Annotated in this window: 39 protein-coding genes and 1 tRNA gene; 9 read left to right on the forward strand and 31 right to left on the reverse strand. The window is 66.0% G+C overall.

Annotation, left to right across the window (positions count from 1 at the left end; genetic code table 11):
• The 29 genes from ACSYS9_RS18820 to ACSYS9_RS18960 all read right to left on the reverse strand — a co-directional run bounded on the left by ACSYS9_RS18820 (position 1) and on the right by ACSYS9_RS18960 (position 18,464).
• On the reverse strand, positions 1–474 hold the full coding sequence (locus ACSYS9_RS18820) for a hypothetical protein (RefSeq protein ID WP_071229001.1): 474 nt from the start codon (positions 472–474) through the stop codon (positions 1–3).
• On the reverse strand, positions 471–2,117 hold the full coding sequence (locus tag ACSYS9_RS18825; protein WP_071229002.1) for a hypothetical protein: 1,647 nt from the start codon (positions 2,115–2,117) through the stop codon (positions 471–473). Before ACSYS9_RS18825 ends, ACSYS9_RS18820 begins: the two co-directional genes overlap by 4 nt.
• On the reverse strand, positions 2,117–3,289 hold the full coding sequence (locus ACSYS9_RS18830; protein WP_071229003.1) for a hypothetical protein: 1,173 nt from the start codon (positions 3,287–3,289) through the stop codon (positions 2,117–2,119). The genes ACSYS9_RS18825 and ACSYS9_RS18830 overlap by 1 nt, the downstream gene beginning before the upstream one ends.
• Positions 3,290–3,291: 2 nt before the next feature.
• Entirely contained in the window at positions 3,292–3,933 is a 642-nt protein-coding gene (locus ACSYS9_RS18835) for a hypothetical protein (protein ID WP_071229004.1), read from the reverse strand.
• A gap of 3 nt (positions 3,934–3,936) precedes the next feature.
• Entirely contained in the window at positions 3,937–4,269 is a 333-nt protein-coding gene (gene gp10 / locus ACSYS9_RS18840; RefSeq protein ID WP_071229005.1) for a capsid staple protein, read from the reverse strand.
• Positions 4,270–4,318: 49 nt separating this feature from the next.
• Positions 4,319–4,642 carry a hypothetical protein gene (locus tag ACSYS9_RS18845; protein WP_071229006.1) on the reverse strand — a complete coding sequence of 108 codons (324 nt, stop codon included), beginning with the start codon at positions 4,640–4,642 and terminating at the stop codon, positions 4,319–4,321.
• On the reverse strand, positions 4,639–5,073 hold the full coding sequence (locus ACSYS9_RS18850) for a Bbp16 family capsid cement protein (RefSeq protein ID WP_054172937.1): 435 nt from the start codon (positions 5,071–5,073) through the stop codon (positions 4,639–4,641). The genes ACSYS9_RS18845 and ACSYS9_RS18850 overlap by 4 nt, the downstream gene beginning before the upstream one ends.
• A 70-nt stretch (positions 5,074–5,143) precedes the next feature.
• The gene (locus ACSYS9_RS18855; RefSeq protein WP_071229007.1) at positions 5,144–6,145 is read right to left on the reverse strand and encodes a major capsid protein; all 1,002 of its coding nucleotides are present in this window, start codon (positions 6,143–6,145) and stop codon (positions 5,144–5,146) included.
• A gap of 69 nt (positions 6,146–6,214) precedes the next feature.
• Entirely contained in the window at positions 6,215–6,904 is a 690-nt protein-coding gene (locus ACSYS9_RS18860) for a hypothetical protein (RefSeq protein WP_071229008.1), read from the reverse strand.
• Complete coding sequence (locus tag ACSYS9_RS18865) at positions 6,894–7,253, reverse strand: hypothetical protein (protein WP_143048240.1); 360 nt, start codon at positions 7,251–7,253, stop codon at positions 6,894–6,896. Before ACSYS9_RS18865 ends, ACSYS9_RS18860 begins: the two co-directional genes overlap by 11 nt.
• Positions 7,250–8,962 (reverse strand): portal protein, encoded by a 1,713-nt coding sequence (locus ACSYS9_RS18870; RefSeq protein ID WP_071229010.1) that lies wholly within the window; start codon positions 8,960–8,962, stop codon positions 7,250–7,252. Before ACSYS9_RS18870 ends, ACSYS9_RS18865 begins: the two co-directional genes overlap by 4 nt.
• Positions 8,962–9,225 carry a hypothetical protein gene (locus ACSYS9_RS18875; RefSeq protein WP_049446574.1) on the reverse strand — a complete coding sequence of 88 codons (264 nt, stop codon included), beginning with the start codon at positions 9,223–9,225 and terminating at the stop codon, positions 8,962–8,964. Before ACSYS9_RS18875 ends, ACSYS9_RS18870 begins: the two co-directional genes overlap by 1 nt.
• A 4-nt stretch (positions 9,226–9,229) precedes the next feature.
• Positions 9,230–9,433: a hypothetical protein gene (locus ACSYS9_RS18880; protein ID WP_071229011.1), complete on the reverse strand. Its 204-nt coding sequence runs from the start codon at positions 9,431–9,433 to the stop codon at positions 9,230–9,232.
• Between the two features lie 10 nt (positions 9,434–9,443).
• A complete protein-coding gene (locus tag ACSYS9_RS18885) occupies positions 9,444–10,943 on the reverse strand; it encodes a terminase (protein ID WP_071229012.1) in 1,500 nt (499 codons plus the stop codon).
• A complete protein-coding gene (locus tag ACSYS9_RS18890; RefSeq protein ID WP_053091891.1) occupies positions 10,915–11,370 on the reverse strand; it encodes a hypothetical protein in 456 nt (151 codons plus the stop codon). Before ACSYS9_RS18890 ends, ACSYS9_RS18885 begins: the two co-directional genes overlap by 29 nt.
• Entirely contained in the window at positions 11,370–11,837 is a 468-nt protein-coding gene (locus ACSYS9_RS18895; RefSeq protein ID WP_071229013.1) for a lysis system i-spanin subunit Rz, read from the reverse strand. The genes ACSYS9_RS18890 and ACSYS9_RS18895 overlap by 1 nt, the downstream gene beginning before the upstream one ends.
• A gap of 124 nt (positions 11,838–11,961) precedes the next feature.
• Entirely contained in the window at positions 11,962–12,429 is a 468-nt protein-coding gene (locus ACSYS9_RS18900; protein ID WP_071229014.1) for a lysozyme, read from the reverse strand.
• Complete coding sequence (locus tag ACSYS9_RS18905; protein WP_225792042.1) at positions 12,426–12,665, reverse strand: hypothetical protein; 240 nt, start codon at positions 12,663–12,665, stop codon at positions 12,426–12,428. Before ACSYS9_RS18905 ends, ACSYS9_RS18900 begins: the two co-directional genes overlap by 4 nt.
• An 88-nt stretch (positions 12,666–12,753) precedes the next feature.
• Positions 12,754–12,831 (reverse strand) — tRNA-Met (locus ACSYS9_RS18910).
• Between the two features lie 100 nt (positions 12,832–12,931).
• Positions 12,932–13,171 (reverse strand): hypothetical protein, encoded by a 240-nt coding sequence (locus tag ACSYS9_RS18915; RefSeq protein WP_071229015.1) that lies wholly within the window; start codon positions 13,169–13,171, stop codon positions 12,932–12,934.
• A gap of 15 nt (positions 13,172–13,186) precedes the next feature.
• Positions 13,187–13,720 (reverse strand): hypothetical protein, encoded by a 534-nt coding sequence (locus tag ACSYS9_RS18920; RefSeq protein ID WP_440568361.1) that lies wholly within the window; start codon positions 13,718–13,720, stop codon positions 13,187–13,189.
• Entirely contained in the window at positions 13,710–13,922 is a 213-nt protein-coding gene (locus tag ACSYS9_RS18925; protein WP_440568363.1) for a hypothetical protein, read from the reverse strand. Before ACSYS9_RS18925 ends, ACSYS9_RS18920 begins: the two co-directional genes overlap by 11 nt.
• Positions 13,919–14,380 (reverse strand): RusA family crossover junction endodeoxyribonuclease, encoded by a 462-nt coding sequence (locus tag ACSYS9_RS18930; protein WP_440568365.1) that lies wholly within the window; start codon positions 14,378–14,380, stop codon positions 13,919–13,921. The genes ACSYS9_RS18925 and ACSYS9_RS18930 overlap by 4 nt, the downstream gene beginning before the upstream one ends.
• Positions 14,377–14,661, reverse strand: a complete 285-nt coding sequence (locus ACSYS9_RS18935; RefSeq protein ID WP_440568367.1) for a hypothetical protein — start codon at positions 14,659–14,661, stop codon at positions 14,377–14,379. Before ACSYS9_RS18935 ends, ACSYS9_RS18930 begins: the two co-directional genes overlap by 4 nt.
• A gap of 205 nt (positions 14,662–14,866) precedes the next feature.
• The gene (locus ACSYS9_RS18940) at positions 14,867–15,487 is read right to left on the reverse strand and encodes a hypothetical protein (RefSeq protein WP_440568369.1); all 621 of its coding nucleotides are present in this window, start codon (positions 15,485–15,487) and stop codon (positions 14,867–14,869) included.
• A complete protein-coding gene (locus tag ACSYS9_RS18945) occupies positions 15,484–16,920 on the reverse strand; it encodes a replicative DNA helicase (RefSeq protein ID WP_180836650.1) in 1,437 nt (478 codons plus the stop codon). The genes ACSYS9_RS18940 and ACSYS9_RS18945 overlap by 4 nt, the downstream gene beginning before the upstream one ends.
• Positions 16,917–17,894, reverse strand: a complete 978-nt coding sequence (locus ACSYS9_RS18950) for a hypothetical protein (protein ID WP_440568371.1) — start codon at positions 17,892–17,894, stop codon at positions 16,917–16,919. Before ACSYS9_RS18950 ends, ACSYS9_RS18945 begins: the two co-directional genes overlap by 4 nt.
• Positions 17,887–18,102, reverse strand: a complete 216-nt coding sequence (locus ACSYS9_RS18955) for a hypothetical protein (protein WP_440568373.1) — start codon at positions 18,100–18,102, stop codon at positions 17,887–17,889. The genes ACSYS9_RS18950 and ACSYS9_RS18955 overlap by 8 nt, the downstream gene beginning before the upstream one ends.
• Positions 18,099–18,464 (reverse strand): hypothetical protein, encoded by a 366-nt coding sequence (locus tag ACSYS9_RS18960; RefSeq protein ID WP_440568375.1) that lies wholly within the window; start codon positions 18,462–18,464, stop codon positions 18,099–18,101. Before ACSYS9_RS18960 ends, ACSYS9_RS18955 begins: the two co-directional genes overlap by 4 nt.
• Positions 18,465–18,565: 101 nt before the next feature.
• Between ACSYS9_RS18960 and ACSYS9_RS18965 the strand changes: the two genes are divergently transcribed.
• Positions 18,566–18,754, forward strand: coding sequence for a hypothetical protein (locus ACSYS9_RS18965; protein WP_440568377.1), 189 nt, complete (start codon positions 18,566–18,568; stop codon positions 18,752–18,754).
• A 72-nt stretch (positions 18,755–18,826) separates the two neighbouring features.
• A complete protein-coding gene (locus ACSYS9_RS18970) occupies positions 18,827–19,102 on the forward strand; it encodes a hypothetical protein (RefSeq protein WP_242890153.1) in 276 nt (91 codons plus the stop codon).
• Positions 19,103–19,111: 9 nt separating this feature from the next.
• Here ACSYS9_RS18970 and ACSYS9_RS18975 read toward each other — a convergent pair whose 3' ends face one another.
• Positions 19,112–19,291: a hypothetical protein gene (locus ACSYS9_RS18975; RefSeq protein ID WP_440568379.1), complete on the reverse strand. Its 180-nt coding sequence runs from the start codon at positions 19,289–19,291 to the stop codon at positions 19,112–19,114.
• A gap of 1 nt (position 19,292) precedes the next feature.
• Positions 19,293–19,526: a transcriptional regulator gene (locus ACSYS9_RS18980; RefSeq protein WP_088611191.1), complete on the reverse strand. Its 234-nt coding sequence runs from the start codon at positions 19,524–19,526 to the stop codon at positions 19,293–19,295.
• Between the two features lie 64 nt (positions 19,527–19,590).
• Between ACSYS9_RS18980 and ACSYS9_RS18985 the strand changes: the two genes are divergently transcribed.
• The 7 genes from ACSYS9_RS18985 to ACSYS9_RS19015 all read left to right on the forward strand — a co-directional run bounded on the left by ACSYS9_RS18985 (position 19,591) and on the right by ACSYS9_RS19015 (position 23,629).
• Positions 19,591–20,349 carry a S24 family peptidase gene (locus tag ACSYS9_RS18985; RefSeq protein WP_225792040.1) on the forward strand — a complete coding sequence of 253 codons (759 nt, stop codon included), beginning with the start codon at positions 19,591–19,593 and terminating at the stop codon, positions 20,347–20,349.
• Positions 20,346–20,711, forward strand: a complete 366-nt coding sequence (locus tag ACSYS9_RS18990; RefSeq protein WP_151458225.1) for a hypothetical protein — start codon at positions 20,346–20,348, stop codon at positions 20,709–20,711. The genes ACSYS9_RS18985 and ACSYS9_RS18990 overlap by 4 nt, the downstream gene beginning before the upstream one ends.
• A gap of 127 nt (positions 20,712–20,838) precedes the next feature.
• Entirely contained in the window at positions 20,839–21,189 is a 351-nt protein-coding gene (locus ACSYS9_RS18995) for a hypothetical protein (protein ID WP_440568382.1), read from the forward strand.
• Positions 21,186–21,446 carry a hypothetical protein gene (locus ACSYS9_RS19000; protein ID WP_440568384.1) on the forward strand — a complete coding sequence of 87 codons (261 nt, stop codon included), beginning with the start codon at positions 21,186–21,188 and terminating at the stop codon, positions 21,444–21,446. Before ACSYS9_RS18995 ends, ACSYS9_RS19000 begins: the two co-directional genes overlap by 4 nt.
• A 109-nt stretch (positions 21,447–21,555) precedes the next feature.
• The gene (locus ACSYS9_RS19005) at positions 21,556–21,918 is read left to right on the forward strand and encodes a hypothetical protein (RefSeq protein WP_440568386.1); all 363 of its coding nucleotides are present in this window, start codon (positions 21,556–21,558) and stop codon (positions 21,916–21,918) included.
• A gap of 160 nt (positions 21,919–22,078) precedes the next feature.
• A complete protein-coding gene (locus ACSYS9_RS19010) occupies positions 22,079–22,597 on the forward strand; it encodes a hypothetical protein (protein WP_111097936.1) in 519 nt (172 codons plus the stop codon).
• Positions 22,598–22,690: 93 nt separating this feature from the next.
• Positions 22,691–23,629 carry a hypothetical protein gene (locus ACSYS9_RS19015; protein WP_440568388.1) on the forward strand — a complete coding sequence of 313 codons (939 nt, stop codon included), beginning with the start codon at positions 22,691–22,693 and terminating at the stop codon, positions 23,627–23,629.

Genomic DNA, 23,629 nt, shown 5'->3' on the forward strand with positions numbered 1-23,629 from the left:
TTATGCGCTCCAGTAGAACGGAAGGAAAGGGGCGCTGTCCGGTCCGACCGGCACCGGCGCGAGGAAGTGGAAGCCCAGCCACTGCAGCCAGCGCTGCGCGGCTTCGTTGCGCTGGTCGACGACGTTGAACAGCATCGAAGGGAATGCCTGCTGCATCCGGACCAGCGCCGGGCGGGACAGACGCAGCAGTTCCTTCTGGACCGACAGCGGGTTAAGCCCCGTCGAGCCGACCATCCAGGGCGTACCAATGCCGCCGAGGATCGAGTAAGGGGTCGCCCCGAACATGCACACAGGCACGCCGCGCACCATCGCAGTCCATGCCTCAGCGCTGGCCGCCAGGCCACGCTGCAGGGCCTCCGCCGGCGTGGTGCGGTCGCATGCCCACAGCTCGACTACGTCTGCGGGCCGTGCCGCAGCCGCGATCACTTCGATGTGTCCAGCCTCGGCCGGTACCAGCTCTGCGGTGACCTTCATTCGGACGCCACCAGCTGGGGCATCAGAGAAAGGATCTCCATCGGCAGCGGGTCGTCGCTCACGATGTGGAAATGACCGCTGCCCACTCCCCACCGGCAGGACATGTTCTTGCGCAGGACGCCCGTGTATGGGGCCGTCGGCTCGTCGTAGTCCTCAAAATCGCGCTGTGCGATGGGATCCAGCGTGTCCAACGTTGTACCCACGTAGACGCCGCGGGTGTTGCGCACCAGCAGCGCGACCTCGAAGGCGAGCTTCTTCATCGGACGCAGCGGGTCGCCACCGTTGGCATTGACCTCCAGCGTCTCGATGTGGGCGGTGTACGGCAGGCCGATGTGCACCACGCCACCCGGGCGCTGCAACTGCACCTTGCCGTCGACCACCAGCAGGTCCTTCTGCACATTGCCATCGACCAGAGCAACCACGCCCTTGCCCTCAAGGTGGCCCATGCCGGCGATCGTCGAGCGCTGGTAGGTCCAGTCCTGCACAGCGACGCCGCGCAGCGCCAGCGGCACCGCGCCAATCGATTCCACCGTCGCGACCGTGGGCGACACATAGGCCATGACCCGCACGCGGACGTGTTCGTCGCCAATGGCCAGCCGCAGGATGTTGCCCACGTCGCCTGCCCCGCTGAAGATCGCGGCGCCGGTGGTTGCGGTGATCACGGCGCCCTCGTTCCACCCATCGGTGCTGGTCAGCGTCATGGGCGAGCCGTTCGGGCGCCGGCCGTCGTAGGTCAGCAGGCTGTCGGCGTACTTCCAGTCGAGCGGATCGTCGTACCGGGTCGGGGCCATCTGCTCCACGTACTGGACCCATTGGCCGTTGATGAAGCGGCGCACCAGCAGGTAGACCTCGGTTTCGATCTCACCGGGCAGGCAACAGACGTCCAGCACCTCGCCATCGGTTTCATGCGGGTGCCAGCCGGTGACCTCCTGCTCGGGCATGTACGTGCAGCCGATCAGCACACCGTCCGTGCGCGGCATCCACAGGATCGGCCAGGGCGCCGTGCTGTATTCGATGCCGCGGAACGTGTAGCCCTGCACCAGATGGTCGGCCCAGATGCTGATCTCGTTGCCGCGGAAGCCGTCCTTCTCGAACTGGTAGGCCAGATCGCGCACGCGCTGGCCCTGCGCCTGCAGGAACACCGCCGACTCGCCCAGCACCCTCGCCTGCAGGTCGCCGGTGCCATAGGCGGACTGCGGCTTGATCCCGATCGTGCTGGGCGTCACCACAGCGTCCTGCCCGCCGGTGACCTTCCATTCGCCGCCAGTCGTCAGCACCAGCAGGCTGTCCAGCGGCACCAGGTCGCGGATCGCGTTTACCTGGCGGGCATTGATCGTGAACGACACCGCATCGCTATCGACGATCGGCGAGCTGCGCCCGAAGTTGGGGTAATCGCCGATGTTCGACGCCCACACGGTCTGCGGATCGCCAGGGCTGCCAGCGAACCACAGCCGGTCGCCGAAGAACTCGACCTCCCCGGGGTAGCCATAGCGATAGGACCAGGCGCCGACGGCCCAGACGTCGGTGCCGCCGACAGCGCCAGCCGCGTACTGGGTCACCACGATGTTGTTGGTCCCGGTCGGCGGCGCCTCGTAGAAATTGATCAGGTCCGCGCCGGGATCGATCGTCCAGCCCTGTGCCATCACTGCACCTCCTGCGCGACGTTGCCGCCGCGGCCGATGCCACCACCGCTGGTGCCGCCGGTTCCACTGCCGCCCGGGTAGTACGGATTCGACTGCACAGGCACGCCGTCGATCTTGACCTGGTAGTCCAGGTAGCTGCTGCTGGTCGCGCCAGGGATGGAGAACTGTTTCGTGGTGCCGTCGCCGCTGAAGGTCCACGGACCTGCCACCGGCGGCGGTACGTTGCCCACGATGCTGTCGGGGATCCGCTCGATCACCGTGGCGGTGACCTCGAACGGACTGGTAAAGGCAGTGATTTTCATGATGCCGAACCCGCCGTGCACGTATTCCCATTCGACCCCGACGGCGTAGTCGTTGACGTTGTCGAACTTCACGTCCTGGGGGCCGTCGAACGCTCGGCCGCTGTCGTGCACGGGGCGCACGCTGCCGCAGACGTAGTACGGCGTCCCGGCCAGGCCGGTCACCACAGGGACGCTCACGCAGCGGTAGACCTTCTGGTCGCTTCGGCGAAGTGCACCCAGCGGCACCTTCTTCTCCGCCGCCACCCAGGGCTTCACCGAGCGCAGTTCTTTTTCCTCGGCGTACAGCAGCGAGCCGACCATCTCCGCGGTAAAGGTCGGAACGTTGGTCGTCACCGTCACCACGCCCTGGGTGCCGGACACGGCCAGCAGCGCGGCCTCGTCGTTGTTGAACGGGCGGAATGGGCCACGCCGGTATTCGAAGTCGCGCAGCTCGAACTGATCCACGGCCAGGCGGCGCAGCTCCTTCTGCGGGATCCACGGGTGCACCAGGAAAAGCACATCCGCCGACTGCGTGTGCCGCACCTTGTAGATGTCCTGGCCGGTGTATGGCGTGGCCACCTCGACGATGTCCCCTGCCCCATTGCGCAGCAGCGCACCACCCACCCAGAAACGCATGTAGCCGTCGCCCAGCTCGATCGCGTACTTGACCGTTGTCGAGTAGATGAACGGGATGAAGCGGGTGGCACGGTCGTTGTGCTTGGCACCGCCGCGGAACAGGTAGCCTGGCCGCTTCTCTCCGCCGCCGGTGGGCTTGGTGATGACGTTCAGACACCGCTTCAGGCTGATGGCGTACCGCACCATATCGACGCGCCCCTGGAGCCCGGGCGACAACTCACCGCCGGACATGCTCGGTTGCAGCAGACGTGCCATGGTCAGGCCCTCGCCATCTGGGCCATGGACGGCTGGCGCTCGTCCTCGTCGGCCTCGTTGAAGTCATGCGCCGCGGCCTGGCTGAGCGCGAGCTGGTACAGCTGCTTCAGGCCGGATTTGTTGGAGAATCCGTTGGCACCAATGATCGTCGGCGCGCCTTCCTCGGCCAGCTTGCAGGCCAGAGCATCGACGAAGTGCGCCGGGTACCGCTCCGGGTCTTCCACGCGTGCGACGTAGATCAGATAGGCCTCGGCCCGATCGCACAGCAGCGACGTGCCGTCCGTGCCCATCGCCTGCTCGAACTGGATGCCGTGGCACTGGCGGAACTGCGGCTCACACCAGCGCGACAGGCGGCGGCCGGCGCGCATGCCCTGGTCGTCGGTGATGGCCAGCACGGTGATGCAGTCCGCCGGACGTGCGTAGCGGATCTCCCAACCGGGCATCGGTGCCTCAGCGGCGACGGCCAAGCGCTGGGCCTTCATCGCCCACGGCCACAGCCGGTCGGCCAGCACCAGGTCGCGCATCGGGTCCCACAGGCGCGAGAACACGCGCGCCTCTTTGGAGCGCTCGGTCAGCGAGGTGATCGTGATGTCCTGGGCCAGCTTGCCCAGGGCCAGGTTGCAGATTTGGACCTGGGACGTCATGGGTCAGCCCTCACCGTTCGGGTACAGCACTTCGCTGGGCTTCGGGCCTTTCGCGGCTGCCAGCCCCATGTCGGTGATCTGCAGCTCCAACCGGCGATGCACCTTGCCATCGCGCGTTTCCTCTCCGAGCGAAACCACGGTCGCGATCGCCTCAATGGCGACCTGTGCACCAGACGCCGGCAGCTGCTTGATGCCCTGTGCCGCGATCTGGTCTTCGTCCAGGTTGATGCGCAGCCCCCACGGGTAATCAGGCTCGCTACAACCTGACGGCGCCGCGGCGCAGCAGTCACAGCCGTGGTCGTGGCTGCCGTCCTTCTTCATGGATACGAGCTTCATGTGCCGCTCCGGTAGTGGGGGCGCCCGAAGGCGCCCCCGGTGGTTACTGTCAGGCGTTCGCCGACTTCTCGGCCACGGCCGCGTCGATCGCCTCGATCACGCCCTTGCGGGGCTTCTCGGCGGCAGCTTCCTGCTCGCGGTAGGCGGCCAACTGCTCGACCTCCAGGCCGGCCAGGTCCGCCTTGATCAGGTCAGCGTTGCGGGCCAGGAACGGGTCCGCCGGCGGCGCCGACTTCTCGGCCACGGCCTTGCCACCGATCTGCTCCATCCAGGAGCCCAGCTGTTCCTTGCCGGCGATCTCGAACTCGTCGCCCGCCTCGCGGGTCTGCCCGAAGAAGCCGCGCCGGGTCGCGCGAACGCGCAGGCCGGTCACAGGTTGTTCTCCTGATGGCCGGCGACGATGCCCGCGGTGACCTTGCCCGTGGTCGGCGCGGTGCCCACCAGCGTGTAGTTCAGGCGGACATAGCGCAGGTTGGTACCGCGCGGCACGTAGTACAGGCCACCGAACACAGAGCCAGCGGCCAGATCAGCCAGCAGCTTGGTCTGCGAGCCGACGACGACCGGTGCGGCGAAGTTCTCGGTGGCCGAGACCTGCAGCTCAACCTGCAGGCTGGTGGCGTTGTTGAAAGCCTCGACCACCTGCACACGCAGCGGGATCGGGGTGCCCGGGCCGATGTCGCGCTTGATGGGGGCGCCCTCGCCCTGCACGGTGCCGGTGGCGCCCAGGTCGATGACGTTGGTGGACACTGCGCTCGCCAGCACCGACTGTGCGTTCGAGAACAGGTTCTGCTGATCGAAGATCATGGTGGTTTGCTCCTTGGATTGCGGTAGGGAGCGGGGCCGGAGCCCGCGCGCCCGATTCAGTGGCGGCGGATCAGACGACCCGGGCTTCGGTGTTCAGCAGCGCATCCGACTCGCGCAGCGGGATGCCGCGATAGGTCAGCACTTCCTCGCCCTCGACCTCCTTGCGGGTGAGGCGCACGAAGTTGTCGGTGGTGCCGCCATTGGTGGCCAGCGCGTCCAGCGCTTCCAGCATGTCGGTGTTGAGGTAGATGGCCGCACGGCCACCCATCACGCGGCGCTGCTTCAGCTTGTAATAGGCCTTGCGCATGAAGTCGTACAGCTTCACGTTGCCGGCCTTCACGTCGGACACATCGATGTTGGCGATGCGGGAAACGTAGCGGTAGTCGCGAACCGACAGGCCAATGTCCCACTGGAACTTTTCGCGGACCACGTCGAGGATCGACCCATCCGCGTTGGTCTTGGTCTGCTTGCCCTTGTCCTCACGATCGATGCCGGCCTTGCTGCCCTTCGGGTACAGGCCGTGGACGGTGTTCTCACCCCAGACGATGAACCAGATCGAGGTGTTGTCCGAGCCGGTGCCGCCTGCGTCAACGATCTGGGCGCCCGAACCGCTGGTGGCGATCTTGTTGAAGCGGGGAGCAAAGCCAGTGAACTTCGCCGGCGAGGTAGCCTGGTCACCGTAGAACATCGAGGTGGCCACGCCCTGGTTCAGGCCTTCGAGGAACGCCTGGGCTTCGGACAGGCGCAGCCCGGCCGAGTCACCCGTCATGCGCACCAGCTTCTCGTCGATCTCGCTCCAGGCTTCGATCATGCCGGTGGCATCGCGCACCTGGGCGGTGGTCGACTTGGTGGGCTGAACGCCCTGGTACAGCATGCGCCAAGTGCCTTCGGGGATGCCGGTGCGCACGGTGGTCAGGTGCGTGGTGCCGTCATTGCACTCCTTGACGATCATGTCCTGCAGGATCGGGTTGTCCTGCGCCAGCAGCTCGATCACCGCAGCGATCTGCTTGTCGGCGTCGGTGCGCTTGAACACGTCCGCCAGGGTCAGGTAGGTGTTGCCGATGGTCGACATTGTTTGTCTCTCCAGATACGAAAAAACCGCCTTGCGGCGGCTGGTTGATGGGGTATTGCGTGGCGGCTATCAGCCGCCGTAGAGGATCGACTTCGGGTCGCTGGAAGCGCTCGGACCAGATGCGGTGGTGCCGCCCAGGCCGTCCACCTTGCTGTCGCGCAGGAACCCACCGAAGAAGGCGAATGCCTTGATCATGGTCGGGTGGTTGCCCCAGCCCAGTTCGTTGAACGCCTTGGTCAGCTCGGGGTCGTTGATGGCCTTTACCGCGGTGGTGGCCAGGCCGACGGTTTCGTCGTACTTGGCGCCCAGCTGCTGCTTGGCATCCACGCCCCACTGCTCGACCTGCTGCAGGCGCTGGGCTTCCATTGCCTGCTGCATCGCCGCCGCATCCTGCCCGGCCATCTGGGTGTACAGGTCAACGGCCTCCTGGGCCTGCTCCTGCGTCCAGCCCTTGGCCTTGAAGAACTGCGTGGCCGCGCCCAGTCGATCGCCTTCCAGGGTGAACCCTTCCGGCAGGTTGAACTGTCCGTACTGCTCCGGTGCCGCGGTGGTCTTGCCGTCCTCGGGCTTGCCGGCTTCACCGCCGCCTTCGCCCTTGTTCGGCTTTCCATCGTTGCCCGAAGCGTTACCACCGCTGCCGCCACCATCGGTCCCCGCCGGCGCACTGCTGCCGGGAACCTGCGGAGTTTCGGTCGTGGTGGTGGTATCGCCGGCGCCAGGATTGGGGTTGCTGGCAGTGTTGGCGTTGTCAGTCGACATCGTTGATTTCCTCGGGTTGCTGCAGCTGCGATTGCAGCCGCTTCATTGCACTGTTGGCCTCGGCGCGCATCTGTGCCTCGCGCTCCGGGCAGCTGTCACGGACGACGCGCAGCCACCACTGGCCGGCCTCCTGCCGTCCGATCTTTCGGGACTGCGCCATCGCGTTGGTGTTGAACGCGCTGTCATCCACATCCATGGCCTGAATGAACAGCCACACCAGCCGGCGCCCGGCTGGATTGGCCAGCACTGCCCGCGCGTCCTCGCGCAGCTGGCTGTCCTGCAGGTCCGCGATGCGCTCGGCCACGCGGCGCTGCTCTTCCTCCCGTGGGTCCATGCCGGGGCGCTTCATGCGGCACCCTGCATGGCGTCAATCAGCGCCTGGGCCGCCGAGCCTTCCTCGGGCACCGTATCGCTGGCGGTCTTCAGTGCTTGGGTTGCGTCTTTCAGCGGCTGCGCGGCCGCCGCGAGCTGCTGCTGGCGCTGCTGCTGCGCACGGTCTGCGCGGATCCTGGCCACTGCGTCGTCGCTGCGGATGATCGAGGCCGGTCCACCCACGGCCGCGGTGTACTCGTCGACCACCTGGTCGCTGTCCAGCTTGTCCATCACGGATGGGTCGCCGGTGGCCTGAGCCACGTTGGCCACGAAGGTCATGGTGCGTTCGATCGAGCCGACCGCTGCCGCCTTGGCCGCCTGCGCCAAGATGCTGGTGTATTCGATCTTCAACGGCACATTGGCCAGCACCTGCGGCGGATCGGGGATGCGGCCAGCGCGCTCCAGAAGACGGAACACCCGGACCACCACCGGGTCCAGCACCTCGTCGGTGATGGACTCCAGGGTCGGCGCCAGCACTGCCGCCTTCTCTTCCTTGCGGGTGACGATCTCAGTGGCGGTGCGGTCGGTCTTGTCGCCGAGCGCCTCCAGCATCAGGAACAGCTGGTAGAAGAACGCCCGCTGGATCCGCTGCTCGACGACCGAGATTTCCTCACGGATCTGCGCCAGGCCACGCGAGTCGGGCGTGTAGACCGGCGCAACCGTGGCGTTTGCGGCGTCCTGCGGCAGGTACACCTGGCCACCCTTGCGCAACCGTGCGCCGCCGGTACGGCGCAGGCTCTCCGGCATAGCTAGCGTCGGATCCGACATCTGCTCCATTAGGCGCAGCTTCTCGCCTTCCAGATACTGCAGCTGCTTGATGTCGCCCAGGCAGTTGATCGCCGGGCAGGACGAGTAGATGTCCTCCGCGACGGGGTTCCAGCGGGCCACCACAAACGGCGCCTCATAGTGGCCGCCGATGTCGATCACGCCGTTCTGGCCGTTGGCCACTCCATCAATCCAGACCACCTCGCGGTAAGGACGGAAGCGCGGAGCCTGCAGCCCCAGCGGGCCGATGCCGGGCCGCTCATCGGGGTTTGGCTCGATCAGGGACTCCACCCAGAACCTCTGGTCACCGTTCTTCGGCAGTGCATCGCGCACCACCGGCGGCAGCGCGTCTGCGCCGTAGCGTTCCTCCAGCTGCCGCGCCGTCTTCGGGTAGCGGCGCCACAGCGAGTCGACCCGCCCCTGGTCGTCCAGCCCCACGGCGTAGTTGCCGGCGGTCAGCGCGTAGAAGCGGACCACCTCGCGCGAGTCTTCCAGCACCAGCAGCGGGGCAACGCCGAAGATGCCGTCCTCGGCGTAGACCACCGGCATGGCCTTGTAGAAGTTGCTGCTGGCCAAGGTGTCGCGGATGCGCTGGGCAACATCGTCCAGCCACACGCGCACGCCGAACAGCTCGGCAATGGCCGGGTCAGGCGTGGTCACCTTGAACCACGGCTGCGCCTTGGGCGTCATGTGCGACATCATGCCGGCGGCCATCACGCCCAGCGCATCGGTGGCCGTGCTGTTGATCACCTTGGCCCAGTTGCGCTTACGCGGCTTGTCGTCCTGGTCACCGTAGAAGCGGCCGCGGGTCGGGTCGATGTACTCCGACGTTTGGCGCCACAGCGGCGTCCAGTCGTTCTGCGCCTCCTTCAAGGCGGTCTTGCGTCGCCGGCAATGCGCCTGCAGCTTCGCGATGTCCATCAGCCTCCCCCCAGCACGGTGTTGCGCGGAGCCGTTCCACCCAGCGCGGTTGTGGTCGGCGCCAGCGATCGATACGCCACAGAGGACGCGCCGCTGCTGGCGTAGGTGCGGCGCTCGTCCTCGGCTTCCTTGCGAGCGCGGCGCACGCGGCCAGTCGGATCGCCCACGGCGGTCTTGGTGATGCCAAGCGGGTCGGCGTACTTGCCGGTCTTGTCGCCGAACAGCAGGCCACCCGGATCGATGATCTGGCGCGAGGTGCACATGGCGTCAGGCACCCAGCGCCGTCTTGACCGACGCGGTCGGCATCGCCGAGCTGGTGTCACCGACCAGGATGGTCGACCGCGCGCCGAAGCGCTGGCGCTGCCGCTGGCGTTCGCGGTCACGCTCGTTCACGGCAGCATCGTCGATCGACTCGGGCGCCACTTCGGGCGCTGCGGCCACCGGCTTCACCTTGGGGGCGGAGTTGCACATGGAGATTCCTTCAGGACAACGGGTTGTAGGGTTCGCCGGCCTGCTGGTCGGCGTGGTCGCGATGCTCCATAGGCGACCCATCGGGGAAGCGCGGCCGGGGCATCACGGGGTATGCGAACGACAGCACCAGGGCGTCGGCCCGGTTGGGGCTCGGCAGGCCGCGGCGCTTCATGTCCTTCTTCGATTCCATCTGCAGCTTGCCGTCGAGGCGCGGCACGGTTTCCGGTGCCTGCAGCTCGTCTCGCAGCTGCGGGTCTTCGGGGATGGCCCCGCCTTCCTTCAGCCAGTCGCGGCAGGCTTTCCACATCTCGGCGCGCTTGTTGAGGCAACCCTGGTCGCCCGACTCGCCCGAGAACCACACCAGGCGCCAGTCGCGGCCCATAGTTCGGCCTGCGGACACGATGCCGGTGCCGAACCCGCCGTCGACGAACACAGCGTCGGCCTGATGCTCGTCCTCCAACTGGGCGAGGATCGCCGCCACCGCCATGTCGTTGTCGTTCTTGGCCAGCGTGCGCAGCTGCCGATAGGCCAGGCCCTGACGCAGGCCGATCACCAGCTCGTCGTCGCCTTCCCACGCCGGGTCCAGCGTGAGGATCTTCGGCGCCCAGCTGTACTGCTCGGGCCGCAGGTGTCGCCCGTAGGCTGCAGCCACGTCCGCCTCGGCGATGAACTGACGAGCGGACATCGAGGGGAACAGGCCGCGAATACGGACCTTCACCACGTCGCTGTCCTCGCCGTAGTCGCGGACCATGCGCTCGGCCTCGACCAGGTTCACACCCTCAACGGTGCGGCTGTCGATCTGCTCGGTGTCCCAGCTGGCCTTGAACCGGCGGAAGCACTCGCGGAACCGGCCGGTGTTGCGGGTGGTGTTGCCGAACGCGGCCCAGATGATCTCGGTGCCCTGGTCGGTCAGCGCGCCCTCGGCCACTTCCCACACCTTGTCGGCGATGGCCGAAGCCTCGTCGAACACCAGCAGGATGCGCCGACCTTCGTTGTGCAGGCCGGCGAATGCCTCGGTGTTGTTCTGCGACCACGGCACCGCGTCGATGCGCCAGGTCTTGTCGTGGCCCGGGGCGTTGCTGATCAGCGCGGTGGCGGTCAGCGTTGCCCAGTCCTTGGTGAGGCTGATTCCGTGCCACTTCGACAGCTCGGCCCAGGTCTTGGTGCGCAGCTGGTTATCGGTGTTGGCCGTGACCACGCCGCGGGTGTCTTCGAACGTGTCGAAGGCCCACTTGATGAGCATCGCCACCAGCGCGGACTTGCCGATGCCGTGGCCAGAGCCGACAGCCTGGCGGATCACCTCGCCAGCATCAGCAGCCCCGGCCTGCAGCTTCCTGCCAACCTTCTCCAGCTGCCGGCGCTGCCAGGCGCGCAGCTTCTTGCCATCCAGTGGGCCGCCTTTGACGCCCCAAGGGAAGTTGAACAGCACATAGCCCAGCGGGTCGTGCTGGAACGAGCCGATCGCCTCGACCAGCTGCTGCTCAGGACTCCCGGCCAGCTGCGCGCTCACGGGCGGCCCTCAGTTGGTCGGCCAGGTTGTCCTGCACGCCGTGGTCCAGGGCAACACGCTCGCCGTACTTCTTGGGCTGCAGCTTGCCGGCGTACCACTTCCGGGCATCGATCATCAGCTTGGAGCGCTCGACCATGTCGCCTGTCTGTCGCTCCAGCACCTTGCCCTTGCCGTCCTTCTTCAGCCGCTCGCCCAGCACCGCCTTGTCGGCGATGTCGAGGATCTCTTCGGCCAGCGTGTCCGCCTGCAGCTCGCGTGCACGCGCGTACTGGTTGCGAAATGCCTCGTTCTCGGCCAGCCAACGAATGACCGTGGAACGACTCGGCATCTTTGCCGTGGAACAGATCGTGCGCAGGCTCTTGCCATCAACCAGCAGGTCGCAGATCGCGTCGGCCAGCTGCTGGCTGTACTTGCTGGGCCGTGCCATTACTGCTCCCTGTCCACCTGGATCACGGCTTGGCAGGCGCGGACGTGGTCATCGGCGTCTCGCCCGATTTGAACAAGAGCGCCCGCGACCTCTGCTCGTAGTTGGGCTGCCTGGTCACGTTCGATGGTGCCGGCGACGGCTTGGGACAGGCGAGCGGTGTTGCAGGTGGCGAGGTCGTCGCGCAGCCGGAGGCTGCCATCACGCACGCCAGCAACAACAGCAGCAGGGACGGTCGCGGCCGCAGCGCGGTCTTCTTCATGCTTCGCTCCAATGGTGGCCAGTGTCTGGGCTTGGGCGTGCTCGGTGGCGCGGGTCTGGTTCACCTGGGCGGCGACCGCCTCGGCGCCGGCGGCGCGCTGGGTGGCCCCCCTGCCCTCTGCCCGGTCACTGCGCCAGGCCCAACCAACGCCGACCATCGCGCCGGACCACAGGACGAAGGCGGCGACCACGGCAAGGATGCGATTCATGGTCAAGCCTTGGCCGCTGCCACGAGCGGAACGCCAGGCTTTACACACAGGACCGCCGAGGGGTCGCTCTTGATGTCGCGCGGATCACGCGGTGCCCCGGTGTAGGGGTTGTGGGTCACGATCTTCATTCGGATTTGCCCTCACACATGCGGCGCTCTGCCGCGCGACGGTTCACAAGGCCCTGCACACGCTTGCCGCCGGCGTAGACCCAGCGGTCCAGCTCCGGGCACCAGCTCGCGGCGGGCTGGCCGGCGTTGATGCGGCCCACCAGGGTCGAGCGGCATGCAGCACCCACGCCCACGTTGTAGGTCCAGCTCAACACCGCGGCCCACTCGCGCTCGCGCAGCGGCACCTTGATGCACTGGCTGATCCCGGTCAGGTAGCTGCCCAGGCGGCTGTTGAGCTTTTCGGCGCACTCCTGCTCGGTGTAGACCGCCTTCTCCGGACGGCTGGTGTCGCCGTAGCAGTAGGTGGCCACGCCCACCATGTCGATGTACGGGGTGGGCGAGTAGCCCTCCCACGGCTTCACCAGCGCGGCGGCGGCCAGTGCTATGACGGCTGCGGCGCTGCCACCGATCACCTTGCCCTTCATCCGATCACCCCGCCGCGGCGCGCCTGGCGCCATTCGCGGATCCACTTCCACACCAGGTACCCGATCTGGCCCACCAGGTAGATGGCCGTCAGCACCAGCACCGCTTTGTCCAGGGTGAACCCTGATGCGACGGCCGTGGCCACCGTTACCGGCGGCGTGACCTTCAGGGCTGCGGTCCCCACCGCGTCAATGATTTCTCCCCGCATGTCGGTTCCATGGTTGATCCGGTTCGGCATGACGCCCTCCCCGATTGGTCGATAGGTGCCCGTCACCGCAGCCCGGCAGGCTCGGCGAATTGGTCCGGTGAGGGTGGACGGGCGTGGATGGTTGCGGGGGCCGGATTCGAACCGGCGACGGCCGGGTTATGAGCCCGGTGGCCTGGACCTCTGGCCTACGCCCGCAGGAAGCGCAGTCCCGGAAACGCAGAAGCCCCAGCGCAGGGCCGGGGCTTCAGGGACAATTCTTGACAGTTGCAGAATTAGGGCATCTGTCTGTGCAACTGTCAATAGTGGGGCCAGATCACCATGACTTTGGGCTCGGGATCGCCAACGATCACAGAGCTATCGGCCAGCCTGTACTTACGCTGCTGGGTAGAGCCCCACTGGTTGAACTGCGCATGGTCTATGGCATCAACGCCGCTATTTTCAGCAAACTCCCTGCTGCTGAAGTTCCTTACGCTCTGTCCACCCTCGGAACTCCAATCGCCATCAGCCAGATCGTTCAACCAACTGAAATCAGCCATTTCCAACGCCTGTGATTACGCGGCGATCCTGCCGCCCATCCAGTCTACCGCCCTCTGCAACTCCCGGCGGTACTGCCAGACTGAAAGCGCCCCGCCGTACTTCTCCGCCACCATGCGTGCCTTGACCGCCTGGCTGGCCGACACCGTGTATTCGGTGTGCAGCACCAGGGCGCGCAGCGGGTGCTGCCGCATCAACGACGCCAGCGCCTGCTCGACCCACCGCAGTTCATCGGGGATACCAATGTCCACCGCGATCTCTGGGTTGTCGTGTGGCTTGTCGGCATCATTCGTCGACCGCACCGGGTCCACCGCCCAGGCCGGCAATACTTCCATCTTCGGTACTCCGCTGCGCTCGGCCATGAAGCGGCGGCGGCTGGATCCGTCTCGGCCCACCAGGTCGCGCAGGGCCCTTTCCCGGGTACCGGGCGCCATGTCGCGCGCCTTCTCCAGCACGTGGGTACTGCGGTCGGCGTAGGTCAGCGCGAAGCGGTTGGCCTGCGCATGCCCCCAGGCTCGCAACTGCTGCACCAGGTAGTCGTCAGTCGCCATCGCGCATCCCCTTCAGCACGTCCTCGTCGAATCGGAACACCGGCAGCAAGCCATCGGTGTCGCAGCCGCCCTGCCGGTCCGGCCGACGCTGGCAGTGCGCCGGGCTGCTGCCGCGCTCGCGCATGGTGCAGACGGCGCACACGCCATGCCGGCGCAGGTAGGCGTTGTATCGCTTCCGCGTGCGGGCCTCTGGCGTGGTCAAGCTGCGGCCTCCCCGAACAAGGACGGTGCAGCGGCCAGGTACTCGATGGCCACCTCCAGTCGCGCGCCCTTCTCGTCCGGCTCCATGCGTTCCAGCAGGGTCCGTCGGATCTGCTTGTCGTCCACCCAGGCGATACCGTTCAGAGCATCGGACAGCACCTTTTCGCAGTTGCCGAGGTCGATGCACTGCACCGTGTCGTCCCAGGTGTGCGGGTCCTTCCGTGCGCGCTTCGCCCAGTCCTGCGGCCGGTGCGGGAACAGCTTGATGTGCAGCACCACGCGGCCGGTCGAGGGAGCGCGGATGCCAGCCGCCTTGGCCAGGTGGCCGACCGCCGCCTTGTAGTTCTTCGCTTCCTCGGTGACATAGGTGATCGCCAGCGGCTTCGGCTTCTTCGGGATCACGCGCACGGCCCAGTAGCGGTTCGCGCTGATCGGGTATGGGAGGGTGAGGTGGATCATCGTGCGGCCTCCTTCAGCTGCAGCCGGGAAAGGGTGACGTTGAGGGCAGCCAGTTCGTCCATCTTCATGACCAGCCACATGCGCTTCTGCCCGTGGATGCCGTTGAAACTGCCCTGATGGCAGTCCTTGCACAGGGCCACGGTGGTGAAGTGCTGGCCCTGCTTGATGTGGTGGGCGTCGCTCGGGCCTGGGCGGCTACAAACGCTGCACGGCAGCAGCTTCACGGCGTCCACGTGGCGCTTCTCTGCCGGGGTGAAGGCCTTGGAGTTCTTCGTTCTCACCGGATCCCCCGGCGGTCCATGCAGTGTCTGCAAAACACAGGGCCACCGCCGCAGACCGAGCAAGGCGGTTCCTCGAAAACCCATTCCGTGCAGTCTCCGCAGAATCGGTACCAGCACCATTTCAGCCAGTGCCACTTTCCTTCGACACACCGCGGCAGCAGTAGAAACCGACGCTTCCAGCCCATTCCGGCACTATCATTTCGCATCACGCCACCCTCCTGTTCTGCCCGGCCATGTTCCAGAACTCGGCGCGCACGTCGTCGAGCATCACGTGGGTGTAGTGGTTGCCGATGTACTCGGTCAGGCCGTCGAACAGCTCCTGAAACCGGGCCTGTTCCATCTCGTCGAATGACAGGCTCTCGGCGCGCTTGACCGGGATAGTGCGGATCTCCGGCAGCACACCGGCAAGCACCTTGCGGGCGCCTGTACCCAGCAGTGCCTCGCAGGCGTCCAGCACAGCGGCGATGACCGGGGTGGCGTCCATTTCCACCGTCTCGCAGCACACGCCGGCGTCCAGCTGCAGGCGCTTCACCGCGTCGTGCGCGTCCAGCTGCTCCCAGCCCTCGACGTTGTCGACCATGAGGTGCCCGATCTTGTGGATCAGCCGGTGCTGCCATTCCTCCCGCGGCTGCTTCAGCTCGCCGCGGATCTCCCGGCCCACGCGGAACTTGCGATCGCGCAGCAGGCGCTGGTCGACGGCATTGGCCGGCACCAGGGCGCCCACCAGCTCGCCGGTGTTCGGATCGATCAGCTTGGCCACCACCAGGTAGATCGGGCGGCGCGCGCGCTTGGCGCGGATCTTCTTCGCTGCTGCGGTCATGGTCATTCGTCGTCTCCTTGGCTGCGGCGGCGACTGCCGAGGCGCTGCGCCAACTGCCTCTGCGGCTTTGCCGGTGGCGGGCTCTGATCGAACTCGAACGCAGGTCCATCCCAATCGACAGCGCGCTGGAACTGGTACTCGTTGCGCAGCGAAACGACGGTGCCGGTCTGGATGTTCCGGCCCTTGCCCACGATCACCTCGACCAGGCCCGGCCGGTCGGTTGGGTTGTAGACGTCGGGGCGGTGGACGAACAGGATCACGTCGGCCACTTCCTCGATACCGCCCGACCCGCGGATGTCGGTCACCTTCGGGCGTTCGCCCTTCGCGCCCGCTCGATTGAGCTGCGCCAGCACCAGCACTGGGCACTTCAGGAACTTGGCCAGGCCTTTGATGTCTCGCAGCGCCTGCCCGCGCTCCAGCGCCTCGTCCTGCTTTCCCGGCAGCGACATTTCGTGCAGATGATCGATCACGACCAGGCGAAGCGGCTTGCGTGCATGGGCACGCTTGGCGCGCGCGACTATCTGCGGCGCAGAGAGCTGCGGGTCGTCGTCCAGGAAGATCGAGGCCCCCATCATGCTGCGGATCGCTTCGGTGCTTCGCGCCCAGTAGAGGTCGGCGTCTTCCGCCGTGGCGCCTTCGTCCTGACCGATGATCCACTGCAGCGGCACTTCTCCCAGCGCGGCCACGTCGCGTGCAGCTACGTCCGTGTCGACCATTTCCATGGAGAACACCGCAACCGGATCACCACGCAAACCGGTAAAGCGCGCCTGTTGGAACGCCAGCAGCGACTTGCCGATGTTTGAACGCGCGGCCAGCACGATCACCTGGCCGTCCAGCAATCCACCGATGGCCTTGTTCACGTCAGCCCATGGCGTCGGCATGCCCACACGACGGCCATGCTGGTGCCGCTCAGTCATCTGCGTGGCGAATCGGTTCATCACCTCGCGATACGGCCGCAGTCCCGTCGCCCGAACTGGGGCGATCGCGCCCAACCGCGTGGCCAGGTGCGCAGCCAGTTGCTCCGCTGAGTGCCCGCGGCGTCCTTGGGCCGCGGCGAGCGCCTTCTGGCAGGTGTCGATGAACTGTCGCATATGCGAGTGTTCGACGATCACCTCGGCGTAGGACACGACGTTCGACGCGGTGTAAGCGGTCGATGCCAGTTCAATCGCCATGGTGGCCAGGCTGTCGCCGTCGTCTCCGCCCTGGGCCAACAACCACTCGCCGACGGTCACACCATCTGCAGGCTTGTTCGCTCCGGACAGATCCACGATCGCCGTATAGATGGCGCGGTTGCTTGGAGAGTAGAAGTCGTCGGCACCGAGCCAATCCTGGACGTTGGCCAGCTCAGCGTTGTGCAGCATCAACCCCGCCAGCACCGCCGTCTCGGCGTCGAGGTTGAACGGCCCGCGCATGGGCTCTTGTTCGCGGAGTGCGTTCATCGGCGCACGTCCACGTAGTTGCCTTCGATGACCTTGGCGAAGTTCTTCGGGCTGACCAGCCATTCCAGCGTGCAGGTGAAGGCCCGACCATCACGCCCAGTGCGCTCTCCCATCAGGAACGGCATGTCACGCACCGACTCGAAGAAGCTGCGCCACCAGTCCAGGTTCTGCCGCACCTTGTCGCCCTTCCAGCGGGCAGCCAGCTTTCGCTCGCGCTCGCCTTCCCACACACGTACCTCGGTCAGTTGCGGGAGGATTTCGTGGTACAGGTCGATAATCTTCAGGTGCGGGCATGGCGGCGTGCCGACCTTCCTCGGCACCTTGCCCAGCAGGTCCTCACCCTCCCCTGCATCGCCGCCTTCTTCGCCATCGTCGTCAGCAGCGGCATCGCCGCCAGCTGTCGGCAAAGCCACGTCAGTGGCTTCATCTTCTTCCTGTTCCTGTTCCTGTTCCTGTTCCTGTTCCTGATTAGGCATAGTCTTCGTCAAAGCCTTCTGGGAAGCCTTCCCGAAAGCCCTATCGAATGCCTTTGCGAAAGCCTCTCCAAGCCCGTAAACAAAGGCTCTCAGCACTTCGAGCGCTTCCCATTTCAGAGCGCATTCGGGGATCAGATCGAACTCTGCGGCCCAGCTCAGCACCACGTTGGGCGACTCAGGCCGGTTGTGGTTGATAGCCTTCGGCACCCACACCACGCGGGCTTTGAAGTCGGCTTTAACCATGCCTTCGCGGAAGGCTTCCCCAAAGGCTTTATCGAAGTCTTCAACTTCCCAATCCAGTTCCTCGGCCATCGCCGCACGGCCAGCACGGAACAGGCCGGGGATCGGGCCGGTGTGGGGGCCCGTGATCAGGAACAGCCACAGGCCTTGGCCGCAAGGCGGGATGGGCGTCAGGCGGCGGAACTTCTCGTCGCCCCACGTGCGCACCTCGACCTTGCGATACCGGCCCTTGGCTTGGCGAACGTCTGCCTCAGCCATGGCAACGGCCCTCCTGCATGCCCATGCGCTGCTCCATGGCACGCACCTGTTCCGGAGAACGGGCCAGCACCGAAGCGCGCAGTTCGCTCCACAGGCGCCGCAGTGCCGAACGGTCGCCACAGGACCGGGCAACCTTCATGGCAGCCGCTAGCTCGCGGATGCGGCGCTCGCGCTGCTCGTCCGCCAAGTTGATCGTGTTGGCGGTCATGGCCACTTGATCCCCAGCTTGGAGAGCGTCCCGCTCAGGGCAGAAAGGTGCTGGTGCAGCTCGGCCAGAGCCTCTGCCGTCGCTGCTTCGGGAGTGACCAGGTAGCGCTCGATCAGGTAGTGAACCGGCGACACGTCCTTGGTGGCTTGGATGTAGCGCTCGAGGTCGTCGATCGATAGACCACGCGGCTTGCCGCCGCTGTCGCAGCCGGCCAGCTTTTCGCTGAGCTTCGACGGGGCCATGTCCAGCTGGCCGGCCACTGCCGTCAGGCCGGCGCCGCGGTGGACCATCGCCGCCATGTGGTCACGGAGCGTGGGGTTGCGGGTCAACCCGTCTTCATAGGTAATTTGCTGACTTTTCATGCAGTTATCCCGTGGGTGGGAATCCGGGGGAAGACGTTTTCCCCTGCGTTCCCCTGACTGGTTCTGAAAATGGCCGCATCCCCAAATCGGAGTGCAGCCCTGTGGCGAAAACGAATCAGTTGGCCGGAGCCAACGTCCTGACGCTCATGCGAATGGGTGGAAAGTGGTTCGTGCTGAAGCGGGTCGGCGAGCGGGTCGACGTGCGGCCGGTCGGCCAGGTGGTGCGGCCGCGGCGGCGCCGGAAGGTGCCCGGGGTGGTGATCCCCTTCCCTGCCCGGGCCGGCCTGTGACCGGCGGGATAGGCGCCCGTCTGCCGGTAGAGTTGGCGGTGCGACCCAACCCAACTGCCACCGGAGACGGACATGGAAATGGATACGGCTACGCTGACGCGCCTGGCCTCGGTTCTTGCGGCCACTGCGAAGGCCAACGAAGCCCTGCTATCGGTCCTCATTGCCACGCACCCCGAGCCGGATCTACTGCGGCATGTGTGGGACCAATCGAAGCCGGATTGGATCGATGACCAGCATGAAACGTTGTTTGCCCAGCACGGTCCCTACATGCAGGCGTTCCTCGCACGGCTCGCAGGTATCTCGGGTGAGATCGACGGAGCGGCCGGCCAGTTCCAGCGAGGGGGCTGAACCGACCAGTCATCGACGGATCCTCGTGGGCACACCGATCGAATCGGCGTACTCGTCGACCGCCCGGCGGGCAAGGCTCTGCTGTGCCCTCTCCCGCGCGCTCGGCCGCATCAGCCAGCCGAACACGGCCCGGAAGGCAGTACGCAGCCAGATGCGAGGGTTCAGCCGGTGGAAGATCCGGGCGTCCATATCAGGCGGCAGCCTCCGCTTCCGGGGTCTGCCAGAGATCGGGGCGGAGGGAGTGGCGCTTCACCTCTCCCCCCGTCGCCTTCTCGATCTCCACGACCCGTTCGGCCGGGATCGTTGCGCCCTTCTCCCACTGGGAGACGAGGCCCTGCGTAGCCGGTGAGCCCGATGCCGTCAGCAGATCAGCGAACGCCGACTGCGACAGCCCCTTTTCTTTGCGGTAGGTGGCGATGTCCATTCGTTGATATTAGCCCAGCTGTTTGTTGTGTCAACAGCCCAGCTATTTGCCCGGCCTCCGCCCCATGATTAGCGTTGCTGATATGCAGAAGCCTTCACACAAACGCACCATCACACCGGCCGACGTTCAGGCAGCAAAACGGCTGAAGGCGATATGGCTGGCGATCCCTCGACAGGAGCGCCCGACTCAACAGCAATTAGCAGACGCGTGGGACGGTCCAGGTGACGCCAACCAGAGCCTGATTAGCCAGTACATGAATGGACTCATAGCTCTGAACTACCGCGCCACGCTCTTTTTTGCGCGCCAGCTCGGCTGCTCTGACACTGACATTCGGTCGGATCTTCCAGAGCAACGCGGCGCTGCGCCTCAGCCTGGTGATGGGGACTGGGCCGACATCAGCGGCTACGCGCAAGCTATTGGCTTGGGCGGAGGGCCCGAAGCCCAAGAGTACGCGGAGACGCACAAGCTGAAGTTCAGGGCAGAGTCTCTGGCCCGCAAGCGCCTGCGTCCCAATGCCCTCGCGGTCATGTACGGCAAGGGCGACAGCATGGAGCCGCGCATTCATAGCGGTGACGCCATCCTGTTCGACACCAGCGATACAAATCCACGCGACGGCCAGATGTACGTGATCATGGTCGACGGCGGCGGCGCAGCGAAGGAGTACCACGTGAAGCGCTGCGAGGTGATCGACGACCTGGTGTTCTTCAAGGCCGACAATCCCCGTGGTGACCACAACTGGCGCAAGCCGAAACGATTAGACAACCCCCGGCACCCGATTCAGGTGATCGGCCGGGTTCGATGGATAGGGAGCTGGGAAGGATGAAGACCCTAATTGCTCTGGCGGCAGGCGCCGCCATCGTTCTTGTTGGCGTTACAGCCAATGCTGGGCTTTTGAATGATCTGAAAAAGCTAGCCGGAATGGGGGTCATAGCGGCTGGTGATGTCCGCGCAGAGGACTGCCCCTCTTCCACAAGATATGACTGTGCTCGTTGGCCCTCCAACATCTACTCCGTAGAAGGCAACGTCTGCTTCGAGTCTGTCGGACGCAGCACCTGCGGTAGTTCCTGCCAAGGAATCCTGGCAGTCAACCAGCAGCGAGAGGTCTACTTCTTCGCCAAGGACTCCATCGGAGACGGATACACCCAGACCTTGGCACGACGCGTGGAGTGCCCAATCGGCTACTGATTTGCCTCGGCCGCGGTAGCCGAAGAACCGGACGATCGAACCATAATTAGCCCAGCTGTTGACAACGGATAACAGCGGGGCTAATTTTACCTCGTCGGCCCACCCGGGCCATATGACGGGGTTCACCATGGCACTGCAGCCATACAGCGACCGGGCACGTAGCGCCCAGCGCAACTGGGACAACCAAGAAGATCCGCGTTTCGGTCAGGAACACCGCGCCGAGCAGGCCGCGGACCTGGCCAAGGCCTACCGCACCGACCCGGCGAAGCTGCGCGAGGCCGAGGAACAGACGGCCGGCACGTTCAGCGGCACCCACTACACCGAGGTGACGCTGGCGCTGCACCGGCTGCACCACACGGACCCGGCGGACCTGATGGGCTCGGGCGCGCTGCAGGACCTGTACCGGCTGGCCCGTGACGAGGCCGCTGCGATCGACGGGCAGCTGCTGGAAATGGCGCTGCAGCAGGTGGCGGCATGAGCGCCATCAAGGTACAGCGCACCGTCTTCTACTCGCCACGGAAGCGGCGGCACTACTTCACGGCAAAGGCCGCAGCGCGTGCCGAAGCAGCGGCTCGCATCTGCCACTTCTTCCCGACCGAGAAGGGAGAAACCCAGTACAGCGAATACGGTCGCCCAATCTTCAATGATCCCGGCTGGCACTTCACCGAAGAGCCACGGTTGGTTGCGGTGCGCGACAGGTTGGCCGCTCGGTACTTGCGGGAGCTACGCGCATGACCGCCGCCGACCGAGCCCTGCATTTCCAGGCGCTGAAGCTGGCTTCGGGCTACCTGCTGGCCTTCTGCCTCGGTGTGGCTTTCACCGTCACGGTGCAGGCGGTGCTGTCGTGACGCCGCGCACCATGACCCTACTTGGCCTGCTTGTCTGCGAGGCCACGGACTTCGAGAACAGCGCGAGCGTTCGCCGGGAGCGCGTGGGAAAGGCGCACCTCGACCTGTTCAACGAACTGTGCGCCCAGGATCTCCGCGTAGCCGAAGTTCTCGCCGCCGCTCGCGCCTCGCTCGCAGCCCGCGACCTTGCCGACCAGCTGGCCGCCGACGACCGCCTGCGCGCCGCTCTGGCCGCGTGCGAACCCACCGACACCGGCATGAGCGCAGTCGCGCCGCAACGGACACCACCGCTCAAGCATCCGCCCTGCCCCGGTTGCCTCGAAAGCGACTGCAACGGCGAGTGCATGGAGAACCTGTGATGCGCCTCCTGACCTTCTTCGGCTGCAGCAACTGGCGCCACTTCGCCGCCTGCCTCGCCTGCTACGCCATCACCGCCGCGCTCGCAGCCGCAATGTGCTGGCCGCTGGCCTGGTCCTGACTTCCCGCCGGCGCGGCCGGCTCCTACGAGAGGCACCACCGATGTTCCAACTCGATCAACACGATGCGGTGTTCTCGCATCTGAACCTGCGGAAGGAAAAGCACGGCGACGAAGACGCGGCCGCGGCTGACCTGAAGTTCTCGCTGAACGCCCCGAACACCATCCTCAACACCATCGACCCGGCCATCCTGCCGGCGTTCTGGAAGAAGGCCGACAAGGGTCAGCAGCAGAACCTGCCGATGGAAGGCAGCACCGACCTGGTGGCGCTGAACCTGCCGCTGCTGGGCGAGCAGGACATCACCGGCAAGTTCGAAGGCTACGAGCTGTCGATCGGCTCGCTGATGGACCACATCGAGCCGGTGTTCTTCGCCGACGCCAAGGTGAAAAAGATCACCTGGAAGCCGCTCGAAGGCGGCAGCGTGGCCATGGGCTTCACCGTCTCGGTGCTGCTGGACGAGGACGAAGACGCCGAGCTGATCTCTGCATGGCGCCGGGGTGAGGTGCGTCTGACCCTCACGCCGCCGAGCGCCGCCGCGCAGCAGGCCGACCTGGCCGCGTAACGAATTCCCCCGCCCGCCCCCCGCGGGTGCCTGCGCCGGCCAGGCCTTCCACAAAGCCGGCACCTCATTTCATGTCGAAAAAAAGGAACTTCCATGTCCGAAGCCCTGATCCCGCTCGAATCCGTCAACGCCGTCGAGGTCTTCACCGGCGGCGGACTGGACGACCTTCTGGCCCGCATCCGCGCCGAAGCCGTCACCCTGGTGCCGAACGTCAAGACGGTCGCCGGCCGCAAAGAAATCGCCTCGATTGCCTACAAGGTGTCGCGCTCCAAGATCGCCATCGATGACGCCGGCAAGGCGCTGGTGGCCGACCTGAAGAAGCAGACCGGCGACATTGATTCAGCACGCAAGAAGGCCCGCGACAACCTGGACGCGCTGCGCGACGAAGTACGCAAGCCGCTCACCGATTGGGAGGCCGAGCAGGAGCGCATCGAGCGCGAACGTGTGGAAGCTGAAGAACGCGAACGCGCTGCAGCCGAAGAGGCCCGTCTGGCTGAAATCGCCCGGAAGGAAGAAGAGATCCGCGCCCGCGAGGAAGCCGTGCGCGCCGCTGAAGAGGCAGAGCGCCAGCGCGTTGCAGCTGAGCAGGCCGAGCGTGAGCGCGTCGAGCGCGAGGCCCGCCTGCAGGCTGAGGCCGCAGAGAACGCGAAGCGCGAGGCAGCTGCTGCCGTGGAGCGTGCCGAACGTGAGGCGCGCGAAGCCACCGAGCGCGCAGCCCGTGAGGCAGCCGAAGCCGAACAGCGTGCCAAGGATGCCGCCGAGAAGGCCGAGCGCGAAAAGGCTGAAGCCGTCGCCGCCGCTGAGCGCCGCGCGCAGGAAGAAGCTGAGCGCGCCGAGCGTGAGCGGCAGGCCCAGGCCGATGCCCAGCGCAAGGCGGACGAAGCACGCGCCGCCGACGTCGAACACCGCCGTTCGATCAACCGCGCCGCCATGGCCGCGCTGATCGCCCAGGGCATCAGCGAAGACGATGCCGCCACCGTCATCACCGCCATCGTGCAGGGCAAGGTCCCGGCCGTGGCCATCCGCTACTGA

This window comes from Stenotrophomonas sp. STK17_22 (genome assembly GCF_051983905.1).
Taxonomy (GTDB): domain Bacteria; phylum Pseudomonadota; class Gammaproteobacteria; order Xanthomonadales; family Xanthomonadaceae; genus Stenotrophomonas; species Stenotrophomonas maltophilia_A.